This window comes from Candidatus Edwardsbacteria bacterium, assembly GCA_018821925.1.
Taxonomy (GTDB): Bacteria; Edwardsbacteria; AC1; order AC1; family EtOH8; genus UBA2226.
In genome coordinates this window covers 32915-44914 of the sequence record JAHJLF010000050.1, presented here as the reverse complement: position 1 = coordinate 44914, position 12000 = coordinate 32915, and the positions used below count along the sequence as shown (strand labels likewise).

Genomic DNA, 12000 nt, shown 5'->3' with positions numbered 1-12000 from the left:
ATTAAGATATCATTATTTTTTAGAATATTAAGTATTTCTTCCCAACTAGGTAAAATTTCTCTTGGTATGGTATCAATATCTTCTGTTGACAATCTAAATTTAATATAAATACAAACATCTTTATCGATATTATTTTTATAATTGTTTATATTGTATTCGTTTTTATTTGGTATATCATTAAGTGCATAATATAATGCCTGTAAAATTGTTGATTTACCAGCATTGTTTTTCCCAATAAATATATTTATACCAGATAAATCTTCAATCCTCAAATTACGATTCCCAACATCCACAAATTGGAAACATTTGAAGTTGCTTACGTCAATACCTTTAATATACATTTACCCTCCGATTTTCTATAGTTATCGTAACCATAGGCGGCCTACATCATCGGAATCTTGACCTTCTTCTTTTTAGCCACCTGTTTGGCAATGTCATACCCCGCGTCCACGTGGTTCCGACCTCACCCCTACCCCTCTCCAGATAAATCTGGCGAGGGAGGCCGGAGTTCACCAATTCGTTTTGCAACAATATCAAACTGGTTTACAACTTCCTCGTTGGAAAATCTAAGAACAGTTATATCATTCCGGCTGATTATCCAATCACGCAGCTTGTCATAATCCTTCTGGGTCTCATGAATACCGCCGTCAACCTCAACAATCAGTCTAAGCTCATTACAATAAAAATCTGCTATAAATCCCTCTATCACCTGCTGCCTACGGAATTTTAACCCGTGCATTTTTCGGTTCCTGACCCCATTCCAGAAGCATTTCTCGGCAAAGGTCATCTCCCGCCGCATCTTTTTGGCCAACTCAAGTTTTTCGTTCTTTATCCGGCGACCAGTACTAACACCTATGCCTTTAGTAACGTTCATATATTATTACTTTCACTCTTCCCTCTCCAAATGCGTTTGACCTCTCCCTTTCTCCCTCTCCTAATGCTTTAGGAGAGGGTTGGGGTGAGGTCAAAGAACGGTCTACATCATCGGGATCTTGACCTTCTTCTTCTTCGCCACCTGCTTGGCAATATCATACCCCGCGTCCACATGCCGCAGGATGCCCATCCCCGGGTCGTTGGTCAACACCCGCTCGATCCTCTTGGCCATCTCCTTGGTCCCGTCGGCCACCGTCACCTGCCCGGCGTGGATGGAATAACCTATCCCCACTCCGCCGCCGTGATGAATGGAGACCCAGGAGGCACCCGAAGCCACGTTGACCATGGCATTCAGCAATGGCCAGTCGGCGATGGCGTCAGAGCCGTCCTTCATGGCTTCGGTCTCGCGGTTGGGTGAGGCCACCGAGCCGCAGTCCAGATGATCCCGGCCGATGACGATGGGAGCTTTTATCTTTCCCTTCTTCACCAGGTCGTTGAACAGCAAACCGGCCTTGTCGCGCTCGCCGTAGCCCAGCCAGCAGATGCGGGCCGGCAGGCCCTGAAAATGGACCTTCTTCTGGGCCATCTTTATCCAGCGGGCCAGGTGCTGATTCTTGGGAAACAATTTTAACACTGCCTCGTCGGTCACAGCTATATCTTTGGGATCGCCGGACAGCGCTGCCCAGCGGAACGGGCCCTTACCCTCGCAGAACAGGTCGCGGATGTATTCCGGCACGAAGCCCGGCACGTCGAAGGCGTTCTTGATCCCGTGCTTTACCGCCTGCCCCCGAATATTGTTGCCGTAGTCGAAGGCAATGGCGCCCTGTTTCTGCATGTCCAGCATGGCCTGCATGTGTATGGCCATTGATTCGCAGGATTTCTGTTTATACGCTTCGGGATCGTTCTGGCGTAATTCGTTGGCCTGGGCCAGGGTCATGCGATGCGGTACGTAGCCGTTCAGCTCGTCGTGGGCCGAGGTCTGGTCGGTGACCACATCGGGGATCACGCCCCGCAGCACTAATTCGGGAAGCACCTCGGCGCAGTTGCCCACCAATCCGATGGAAAGGGGTTCCCCTTTCTTGACATACTCAAAGACCAGCTTTAAGGCCTTGTCCAGGTCGTCCACCATCATATCGCAGTAGCCGGTATCCAAACGCTTTTGAATGCGGGCCGGGTCCACCTCCACGTCCAGGATGACGCCCTCGTTCATGGTGACCGACAAGGGCTGAGCCCCGGACATCCCGCCCATGCCGCCAGTCAGCACCCACTTGCCTTTTAACGTGCCCCCGAAATGCTTCTGGGCCAATGCTCCGAAGGTCTCGTAGGTCCCCTGTAAGATTCCCTGGGTGCCGATGTAGATCCAGCTGCCGGCGGTCATCTGGCCGTACATGATCAGGCCTAAGGCCTCCAGCTTGCGGAAATAATCCCAGTTGGCCCAATGGGGCACCAGGTTGGAATTGGCGATCAGCACCCGGGGGCAGTTGGGGTGGGTCTGCAGAACGCCCACCGGCTTGCCGGACTGCACCAAAAGGGTCTCGTCGCATTTTAATTTTTTAAGCGACTTGATGATGGCATGGTAGCAGTCCCAGTTACGGGCCGCCTTCCCGCTGCCACCGTAGACTATCAGGTCATCGGGCCTTTCGGCCACCGCCGGGTCCAGGTTGTTCATCAGCATCCGCATGGCGGCTTCCTGCTGCCAGCTCTGGCAGGAGATCTTGGTGCCGTGGGGGGAATGGATAATTTTAGACATAAATTTATAAACCTCGTTTATGTATGTTTACCCTGTAGGCACAAATTCTATTTGTGCCTTAACTAAATGAATCAAAACATCCGACCGGGTTTAATATCCAATACATCAACCTTAATATCTTCCGGCGGTGTTCCCTGATATTGATGCCAGCTTGACCATCTGTACTCTTTGATGTCATTGACCAAGCCGTGTTTTAAGGGATTGCGATGAATATATTCAATATGCCGTTGGTAATCTTTAGATGTACGGATTATATGGTCCATGAACTGGTGTTGCCAAACCTTGCCTGTCGTGTTCAACCGAGCATTGATAGCTTTTGCACAAAGAGCTTTAATCGTTGCCATTATTCTTGAGATATTGGCACTTTCGCCGGGTTTTATAATTAGATGAATATGATCGGGCAACAATGCATAACCAGAAACAAGAAAGCCCAATCTTTCTTTTTCTGTAACAATGATATTTGCCAATATTATGAGATTTTTCTCATTTACAAATAATGGGATGCGGCCTTCCGTTACGCTGGTGATAAAATAAATTGCTCCCGGCAAATAAAACCTTTTTAATTCTACGTGATGCATCAACATTCTTCCGTCTTCACAAAACACCCATCGTTGATTATTTAGGCACAAATAGAATTTGTGCCTACGTGTTATACGTTACGCCGGACTTGGTCATCTATCGCCTTCAACCGGGCCAGCAGAGGCGGATGGGAATAATGAAATATCACATACAGCGGGTGCGGGAACAGGTTGCTTAGGTTCTTCTGGCTCAGTTTTATCAGCGCCCCTTTCATGTCAGCGGCCGAGGGATTGAGCTTCAGCGAGTGGGCATCGGACTGGTATTCATATCTTCGGGACAGCCAGTTCATGAACGGCGACAGAAGCAGATTCAGCGGTTCGAACAATATGGCCGCCACGTACAAGGCCACGCCGACTATGGCCCCGCTGAAACCTGCCCGCCCGAAAAGATCGCCCAGGCCGATGGCATTGTATATCCAGGGGTGGGCCAGTATGCGAGAGGCCAGGAACAGCAATATCCCGGAGAAAACCGATACCGTGAATATCAGCTTGAAGACGTGTTTCTCTTTCCAATGACCGATCTCGTGGCCCATTACTGACAGCAATTCCTGGTGGCTGTAGTTTTTTACCATGGTGTCGTAGAACACGATGCGGCGGGTCTTGCCCATCCCAGTGAAAAAGGCGTTGTCGTGGGTACTGCGCTTGGAAGCATCCATCTGGAAAACCCCGGCCAGGGGGAAATCGGCTTTCCTGGCCATTTCCAGTATCTTATTCTTCAGTTCTTCATCTTCCAGCGGCACGAACTTGTTGAACAGCGGCATCAGCAACACCGGGGCGATGAATATCATCAGCAGGGAAAAGATTACCACCAGGCCCCAGGCTGCCAGCCACCACCAGCTCTCCAGCCAGTTGATGAAAAGATAGAAACCGGAGAACAGCAGGCCCATCAAAAGAGCGGAGACCAGCAGGCTCTTTATCTGGTCGCCTATCCAGGTCTTGGGGGTGATGGTGGAGAAGCCGTATTTTTTCTCCAGCTTGAAATCGGAATACAGCGAGGCCGGTATGCCGGACAAGTAGCCTATAAGCAATAAAACGAGTATCACCGCCAGCCCCTGCAGCAGCGGCGCGACCTTCAGCGCATCGGCCCACAGCGTGATCTGTGGCACGATGCCGGCCGCAAAGAGGATCACCACCACAGCGGTTGAAATAAACTCGCTCCAATACCCCAGTTTGGTCTTGTCCGCAGTATAGCGGGCGATCTGGGCTATCTTCTGCTCGTCAAAAAGGTCCGAGACCTCCGGGGGCAATCCTTTTTTAATGCTGGCTCGGAGGTACGACAGATTAAGCCCCGACAGCAGGCTGGAAACAATAAATCCGAAAAGCAGGATGCCGATTATTAAAATCATATTTTGATAATCGCTGTCACGTTGGTTGTTATAATTTTATGGCCTTTCCCTTTCCCTCCCCTCGAGGGGAGGGAATTATAGGGTGGGGTTATTCCAAACTTCCGATGGCTTTCTCAACTTCCTCCAGCACCTCGGCCGATTTCACCAGATCCTTCATGATATTATGATCGGAATACAGGGGCCGGTCCTCCTCCAGATGCAGCACATGTTTGCGGATTACCTCCCGGGCCTTGTTTACGCCCTGGCCGAAGCTGAAATCCCTGAAATCCAGGGCCTGGGCGGCCGCCATCATCTCGATGCCCAATATGCCGTAGGCGTTGTCCAGTATCTGGTTGTTCTTGAGGGCGGTATTCATGCCCATGGATACGAAGTCCTCCTGGTCGGCGGCCGCCGGAATGGACTGGATGCTGGCCGGCATGCACAGGATGCGCTGCTCCACGATCAGCATGTCGGCGGTGTACTGGCTGAGCATCATCCCGCTGAACATGCCCGCTCCCTTGGTGAGGAATGATGGCAGGCCCACGCTTAAGGCCGGGTTGGTAAGGCGGTTCAGGCGGCGCTCGCTGAGAACGCAAACCATGGTGATGGCGGCACCGGCCATGTCCATGGGCAGGCAGACCGGCGAGCCCTGAAAATTGGCCCCGGTCAGGGTCAGTTTGAACTCCGGCAGGAAGATGGGGTTGTCGCCCACCCCGTTCAGCTCGATCTCCACCTGGGATTTGGCATAGGCGATGGCATCATGGGCGGCGCCGATGACCTGGGGCGTGCTTCGCATGGAGTAGGCGTCCTGCACCTTGGTCTTGATCTTACCGGTCTGAAGGTCGCTGCCCTGGATGCAGGCCAGGATGGCCTTGGAGCTTCGCTGGGCGCCCTTGAAGCCGCGCACCTGGTGGAGCCGGATGTCGTAGGGCTTCAGGTTGGCCATCAGCGATTCTAAGCTCATGGCGCAGGCGATCTCGGCCTGCTTGAGCCAGCGGTTAAAATCGTACAGGGTCAGGGCGCTCATGGCCGTAAGCAGGTTGGAGCCGTTGATGGCAGCCAGACCGTCGCGGGCCTGCAAACCGGGAACGGGGATGCCGGCCTTGTCCATGGCCTTCTTGCCCGGCAGGCGCTCGCCTTTATAAAAAGCCTCGCCCTCGCCCATCAACAGAAGCGCTATCTGCGACATGGGGGCCAGGTCGCCGCAGGCTCCCACCGATCCCTTTTGGCAGACCACCGGGGTGACCCCTTTGTTCAGCATATCGATATAGGTCTGGGTTATCTCCGGCCGGCAGCCGCTGTTGCCGTGGGCATGGACGTTGATCCGCCCGGCCATGGCGGCCCGCACCTGCTCGATGGGGACCGGTTCGCCGATGCCGGCGGCATGGTTGTATATCAGGTATTTCTGGAAATCCTTCACCTGGTCGTCGGTAAGCACCGTCTCCGAGAACTCCCCGATGCCGGTGTTGACGCCGTACATGATCTCCCGGGCCTTGATCTTGTCCTCCAGCATTGCCCGGCATTGTTTGATGCGCTCCAGGGCTTCCGGGGCCAACTCGACTTTTTCATTGTGGCGGGCGATCTGCACCAATTTTTCAACGGTCAATCCCGCTCCGCTAAGTATTACCGGCATAACAAGCTCCTTTAAATTGTAAATTGATTTCGTAATAGTTTATTTGTTATTTTAATTTTCCTATATTGCTTTCCACGGCGTGTAGTATGGTGTTGGCCCCGATCAAATCGTTGATTTCCTCGATATCCCGATAAAATTCCCGATCATATTTAAATGATTTTACCCTGGCCCGGATGGCCTGGTAGGCCGCATTCACCCCTTTGCCTGGTTTTAACGGTTTATGAAACTCCAATCCCTGAGAGGCGCATAATAGTTCGCAGGCCAGCACATAACGAACATTGTCGCAAATCTGTCCGGCCTTGCGAGCCCCGATGGTGCCCATGGAGACATGGTCCTCCTGATTGGCCGAGGTGGGGATGGAATCCACCGAAGAGGGATGGGCCAGCACCTTGTTCTCGGAGACCAGGGATGCCGCTGTATTCTGCACTATCATCAAGCCCGAATTGAGGCCTCCGTGCTGGGTTAGGAAACCTGGTAGCCCCGAGAGGGAGACATCCAGCAGCCGGGAGATGCGGCGCTCGGAGATATCGGCCAGTTCGGCCGTCGCGATGCCCAGATAGTCCATGGCCAAGGCCACCGGCTGGCCGTGGAAATTCCCGCCCGAAAGCACCTGGCCTTTGTTCACGATCACCAGCGGATTATCGGTTACGGAATTAAGCTCCGTTTCCAAAACCTGCCGGATATGCTGCAAGGCTCCCTTGGTGGCTCCGTGGACCTGCGGCATGCAGCGGAGAGAATAGGCGTCCTGCACCTTCAGGCACTCCTTGTGGGACCGGCGGATCTGGCTGCCCGTCATCAGCCGCCGAAGATTGTCCGCCGAGCCTCCCTGTCCCCGGTGCGGCCTCAATTTTTGGATCTCCGCGTCAAAGGCCACATTGGTTCCCCTTAAAGCTTCTAAGGACATGGCCCCGGCTATGTCGGACATCTTGCACAAACGCTCGGCCTCCAGCAGATTCAATATTCCGATGGCCGTCATCACCTCGGTGCCATTGGTGATGGCCAGCCCTTCCTTGGCTTTAAGGATCAATGGTTTCATCCCGGCTTTTTTCAGAGCTGCGGCCCCGCTGACGATCTTACCCTTATAAAAAGCCTGCCCCCGGCCGATCATCACCAAGCCGATATGGGCCAGGGGCGAAAGGTCGCCGGAGGCCCCCACCGAGCCCTGCCGGGGAACCAGAGGAATTATATCGTTGTTTATAAGCCCCAATAGTTGCTGGACCACGATCGGCCGAACGCCGGAAGCCCCCTTGGCCAGCTGGTTAGTCTGCAGCAGCATGATGGCCCGCACCTGGTGCGGCTGGAACACCTGGCCCACGCCGGTGGCGTGGCTTTTTATCAAATTCTCCTGCAGTTGGTCGATCTCATTCAGGGATATCCTGACCTCGGCGAACCTGCCGAACCCGGTGGTGATGCCGTATACCGTCCGGTTCTGTTTTACGATCTTCTCCACCACCGCCCGTCCGGACTTGATGCGACTTAAGGCTTGGGAAGCAATGGTGATAATTGATGGATTATGGGCAATTTTCTCCACCAATTCCAGGCTCAGATTGCTGCCGGTGATGACGAATTTAAATTTCATAAGCCATTTCAAATAATATGAGTTAATTGTTTATTTTAGCCCAAAGTCAAAGAGAAGTCAAATAAAAAAGAGCCTCTCTTCGGGAGGCTCTTTTTGGAAAGACAAATTAATAGCCACTGATATATTGCCGGTACCCAGGGTCTGTCTTTTCCTCGGAGGTTTTGGAATAAATCAGGTCGAACTTCCCTATTCCCGCCTTATCAAAGAAGATGAACTGCCTTCCATTATCATATGTCCAAATATCCGTCGGTCTGGTTTGGAGCGCATTAGTGGTGATCTCCCGGTCGTCCCATGGGCCGTATTTTATGTAGATCCGTCCTCTTTCGGACTGGCTGCCTTTAAGACCACCGGCAAAGTTCTCGGTAAAGTTCTGATCGGCATATCTACAGCGCTGGGCATGGGCAATCAGCGCCTCATTTTCTTTTGTTTCCGGAACAGGATCCCTTTGTTTCCAGAACCTTCTCAACAATTCTTTTTTGCCGTTCTCGTCAAACTTATTCAACAGATCGATCTGCTGCTTGGTCCCGATATATTCTATCCTTGAGTAATAGTCCCCGCCGTCCAGCATCATCTGTCCTATCTCCGCGGCAATCTTCTCCTTCTCCGCCAGCATAACCATTCCGGGGTGGGTGATCTCAAAATTGGCGTAGCTGCTGGCCAGGACACTTGAGCCCTCAATCAGTTGAGCCCGTAAGCGATACCTGCCCTCCGGCAGGTCGTCGGTCCTCATCCCTCCATAGTCAGAGAGCTGTCCGCTGCTCGATGAAATCTCCTTATTGCTGATAATCTTCTGGGCAGGGTCCTTTTCCGAAAAATATAAAACCCTAAGATACCTTTTATTCAGTGTGTCGGCAGCTGCCGCCAGGTTATAGATCTCGTAATAATAATACAATCCATCGTCAAAGGCCCTACCGGGCCACGGTTTAACCGTCAGGCTTCCCTTTCTGAACCGGCTTTTGGCCGAATCCACCGAAATACCGGAAGATAGCTCGATTTGGCTGATGCTCAGCATGCTGAAATCTGGCACATCGAAGGTCGTGTCAATGGTGCCTTGTTTTTTACCGGCCAGGTCGCTGATTGTCATTATAAGATGATAACTGCCGGGCTTTAATCTCCGGGCTTCGATCTGGTCCAGCATCACCATGTCCTTTTGCTTCATCATCTGCTCGGTGGGCATGGGGGATAATGAATTCCAGCCTTCGTTCAGTACCAGGGTGCCTTTCTGATCTTTAAGCATTATCTCGGTCCGGAACCGCGCCATTTTACGCCCCAGGGTGTCCATGGCCGTAAAATCGCTGGCCCTTAAGCTCCAGTAGATTTCCTGCCAGGCCTGGCCGCTGTCGCTGGCGAAGGACGCCCCGTCCACCCAGAATTCCAGCGCCCCCTTGGATTTTAGCGGGAAGGCCCCGGCCAGGCCGAAAATGAAAATCAGGATACCAACTGCCAAAGCGGGAATATTCGCCCGTCTCATTTGTCTCATTTCTAAATCTCCTTGTTAGCGTAAACTATCCGGTAATCCCCGAACCCGTGCCGGTCCAGGAAAATTATCTTCAGCCCCTCCTGATAAAAATACCAGACTTCATAGGGCGGGGAATCAATTTCAAAGGGATGCTTCTCTATCTCGTCAGGCTGTCCGTATTTTATATAGATCCGTCCCATGTCGGTCCTCCAGCCGGGCCTGATGCTGGAGCCGAAACTACTGTTGGCGTAGTTAATTTTCTCATAATGCGTATCGCGGTATTCGTTTTTATCGGTGTCTGGGGTGGGGTCGCGGGACTTCCAAAAGACCCTCCACAGGCTGTCCCGTTCTTCGGGCCCGGCCTTTTTAAGACTGTCGAATTCGCTCCTCCTGGAAATGTATTCCACCTGGGCGATCTTTTCCTCGAAATCGCCCCTGGTGAGCAATGCCGGGTTTTGCACCACCACTTTATATTGGCTCTGCCATAACAGGTTTTTTTTCTGGTCGTTAAGAACCAGGCCCAGCCGGTAATTGCCGTCCGGAAAGCTGTCGACCGGGATGATCATCCTGGCCTCGCGGCCAGGCCGCTCCTGGATCCCCTGGGACCTTTCCCATACCGTCTTCTGGGTCCGGGGGTCGCTGAGGCTGGCTTTCAAATCCAGGCTGTCGGAACCTTTGAGATAAAGATCCACCCGGAAGATTATCGGCCCGGCACCATCGCCGTAAATCCGGTTGGGCCAGGGGATCAGACTGCCGTTGTAATCGCGTTCAAACCTCACCCCGCCGATATAATTTCCGCTGGAAAGGGCCGGGATCGTCAACTGCTGGTCGAATTGGCCCACCCGGTCCGAATTTTCATCCCGGCAGGTTATCTTGGCCCGGTACACGCCGGGGGGAAGCGGCAGGACCAGGGTGTCGGCCAAAATACTGTCGCCTCTCTGTAGATGGTGATAATTTGGGATATTAAATGTCCGCTCCCAGCTATCGCCGGCCGTTTGCCGGCCGTCCTGGTCATAGATGATGATGGCGATGGTGTATCCCGCTTGGTAATTTTTTCCGTCGGCTATGAACTGCAGCTGGTCCATGGCCAGCGAATAGGAGAATTCAATATTGCTCCGGCCCAGGCTGTCCCTGAACAGAACCTTCTGCAGATAGAATCTCAGGGTTCCCTGGCTGGCCTCGGTATACTCGGTCATCATCTCCGGCCGGCTGCCCATGGCCCTGGCAGATGGAACAGCTATGATCAAAAAACCGAGGAGGACCATTATATGTTTGGCTTTTATTCTCATCATTTTAGTTTAATCCATTTTGATCATATTATCAAGTGCCGGCGGAGGGGGATCGGTTAACTGATTTTATCCGGTATTTCAGCAGGAAGTAAAATATGACGCCCAGAAAAACAGGCAATAAAACCAGCAGCAGGGGATTGATCTCCCGGCTCTGGGCGGTCATCATCAGCCCGCCCCGGGCCGAAGCATCCATGGACCGCAGCCAGACGATTTGGGAGCCTGATAACGAGTCCCCGTTGCTGGAATATACCTGCCCCGGCAGGGTCAGGCTGTTCTTAAGCCAGGTGCTTCCGGCGGCCGGAATATTGCTGGTATCCCGGCGGGGCAGGTAGCGTTCGTAATAGCTGTAATATATCCACCATTTGACGGCCCTCTTGGAGAAGATCACCGTGTCGGTTTCGCTGGAGAAATTATCCAGGCGCGAAGATCTATAGGACCACACCAGCTCCAGCGATCCGTCCTTTGCCTCGATCTCCTGCTTGGAGACGGCGCTGACGCCTTTTTGTTTCTCCAGGTCCTGCCCGGGGAAATCGAACATTTTGCCCGGGGCCCCCGACCGGTAAAACCTGGCCAGCATGGGCTCCAGGGTTATCCTATAGGTCCGGCTGCCGGAGAGGTCCCTTCCCGCCTTGGTCTGGATGTCCACCGATATGCAGCCGGATAAAAAAAGCCAGCAGGAAAGGCCTGCCAGCAGATGGGAACAAAGGCGAACCCGGTTCATTCGCCTTTGTTCTTTATCAGTTTTAGTCGGAATATGTCCTCCCTCTCCCTCTGCTCCAGAACGCTTTTAATGTAGGCCATCTGGCGGTACAGCCGGGGAATCACGATCTGTTCCAGGGCGTTGACCCGGCGGGTGGTTTTCTTTATCTCCTGGCCCAGTTTTTTAAGGCGGGTCTCCCGCCCGGCCACCTCCACCAGCAGGTCTATCATCTCCTCGAAATTATCAGCGGTCTTTATCACCCGGCCCGGAGCGATAGCGGCGTTGTATCCCCGTTCGAAGGGATCCCGTTTCAAGCTGCGGGCGGTGGAGACCTCGGGGATCTTGATGCCCCAGACGTTCTTCTCGGCCACCTCCAGCATCACCTGGCGCTTTCCGGCCAAAGCCACCGATTCCAGCAGGGGCTTGCCCTCTATGGAGGCCGAAATATTAAGCTGGTTGACGGCCTCCTGGGACACCGCATTGAGCTTGTTGCGCGATTCCAGGGTGTTCCGGACCACCCCAAAGAATTCCGACACCAAGGCATCGCGTTTCTTCTTCAGCAGGTCCACCCCCTGTTTGGCCAAAGATACCTGGGCCTTGCGGGCCAACAGGTTCATCCTGGTTGGTGATACGTTTTCCATTTATTGAAAATAGTTAAATAATATTACGATGACTGTAGACAGGAAGATTTTTTATTAGGAATCCATGAAACCATGAATAAAAACTGGAAACATTATAGATTCCTGTATTCCTGGTTTCTTTATAAAATAAATTGTTTTGCCTTTGGTGCTTTTTTCAATCAATTATGTGCTCT

General features: G+C 52.7%; 11 protein-coding genes. All 11 read right to left on the bottom strand.

Annotated features, from left to right (window positions below; genetic code table 11):
* The coding region (locus KJ869_05680; GenBank protein ID MBU1576680.1) for an AAA family ATPase at window positions 1–341 on the bottom strand (341 nt) is incomplete at its 3' end.
* Window positions 342–469: 128 nt separating this feature from the next.
* Complete coding sequence (locus KJ869_05675) at window positions 470–874, bottom strand: DUF559 domain-containing protein (protein MBU1576679.1); 405 nt, start codon at window positions 872–874, stop codon at window positions 470–472.
* 102 nt (window positions 875–976) lie between these two features.
* Window positions 977–2623 (bottom strand): urocanate hydratase, encoded by a 1647-nt coding sequence (gene hutU / locus KJ869_05670; GenBank protein ID MBU1576678.1) that lies wholly within the window; start codon window positions 2621–2623, stop codon window positions 977–979.
* Window positions 2624–2694: 71 nt separating this feature from the next.
* The gene (locus tag KJ869_05665) at window positions 2695–3201 is read right to left on the bottom strand and encodes a transposase (GenBank protein MBU1576677.1); all 507 of its coding nucleotides are present in this window, start codon (window positions 3199–3201) and stop codon (window positions 2695–2697) included.
* 71 nt (window positions 3202–3272) lie between these two features.
* Window positions 3273–4547: a M48 family metallopeptidase gene (locus tag KJ869_05660; protein ID MBU1576676.1), complete on the bottom strand. Its 1275-nt coding sequence runs from the start codon at window positions 4545–4547 to the stop codon at window positions 3273–3275.
* 88 nt (window positions 4548–4635) lie between these two features.
* On the bottom strand, window positions 4636–6159 hold the full coding sequence (locus KJ869_05655) for an aromatic amino acid ammonia-lyase (protein ID MBU1576675.1): 1524 nt from the start codon (window positions 6157–6159) through the stop codon (window positions 4636–4638).
* 46 nt (window positions 6160–6205) lie between these two features.
* Window positions 6206–7738, bottom strand: a complete 1533-nt coding sequence (gene hutH, locus KJ869_05650) for a histidine ammonia-lyase (protein MBU1576674.1) — start codon at window positions 7736–7738, stop codon at window positions 6206–6208.
* Window positions 7739–7844: 106 nt separating this feature from the next.
* Entirely contained in the window at window positions 7845–9218 is a 1374-nt protein-coding gene (locus KJ869_05645; GenBank protein MBU1576673.1) for a GWxTD domain-containing protein, read from the bottom strand.
* Window positions 9219–9220: 2 nt separating this feature from the next.
* Window positions 9221–9763, bottom strand: coding sequence for a GWxTD domain-containing protein (locus tag KJ869_05640; protein ID MBU1576672.1), 543 nt, complete (start codon window positions 9761–9763; stop codon window positions 9221–9223).
* 754 nt (window positions 9764–10517) lie between these two features.
* Window positions 10518–11207: a hypothetical protein gene (locus KJ869_05635; GenBank protein ID MBU1576671.1), complete on the bottom strand. Its 690-nt coding sequence runs from the start codon at window positions 11205–11207 to the stop codon at window positions 10518–10520.
* Window positions 11204–11827 (bottom strand): V-type ATP synthase subunit D, encoded by a 624-nt coding sequence (locus KJ869_05630; GenBank protein MBU1576670.1) that lies wholly within the window; start codon window positions 11825–11827, stop codon window positions 11204–11206. The genes KJ869_05635 and KJ869_05630 overlap by 4 nt, the downstream gene beginning before the upstream one ends.
* Window positions 11828–12000 lie beyond the last annotated feature (173 nt).

Excerpts from the sequence above, each read along its gene's own strand:
- KJ869_05665 (MBU1576677.1), bottom strand. The coding sequence starts at position 3,201 with ATGCATCACGTAGAATTAAAAAGGTTTTATTTGCCGGGAGCAATTTAT.
- KJ869_05655 (MBU1576675.1), bottom strand. The coding sequence starts at position 6,159 with ATGCCGGTAATACTTAGCGGAGCGGGATTGACCGTTGAAAAATTGGTG.
- KJ869_05675 (MBU1576679.1), bottom strand. The coding sequence starts at position 874 with ATGAACGTTACTAAAGGCATAGGTGTTAGTACTGGTCGCCGGATAAAG.
- hutU (MBU1576678.1), bottom strand. The coding sequence starts at position 2,623 with ATGTCTAAAATTATCCATTCCCCCCACGGCACCAAGATCTCCTGCCAG.
- hutH (MBU1576674.1), bottom strand. The coding sequence starts at position 7,738 with ATGAAATTTAAATTCGTCATCACCGGCAGCAATCTGAGCCTGGAATTG.
- KJ869_05640 (MBU1576672.1), bottom strand. The coding sequence starts at position 9,763 with ATGATCATCCCGGTCGACAGCTTTCCGGACGGCAATTACCGGCTGGGC.
- KJ869_05635 (MBU1576671.1), bottom strand. The coding sequence starts at position 11,207 with ATGAACCGGGTTCGCCTTTGTTCCCATCTGCTGGCAGGCCTTTCCTGC.
- KJ869_05660 (MBU1576676.1), bottom strand. The coding sequence starts at position 4,547 with ATGATTTTAATAATCGGCATCCTGCTTTTCGGATTTATTGTTTCCAGC.
- KJ869_05645 (MBU1576673.1), bottom strand. The coding sequence starts at position 9,218 with ATGAGACAAATGAGACGGGCGAATATTCCCGCTTTGGCAGTTGGTATC.
- KJ869_05630 (MBU1576670.1), bottom strand. The coding sequence starts at position 11,827 with ATGGAAAACGTATCACCAACCAGGATGAACCTGTTGGCCCGCAAGGCC.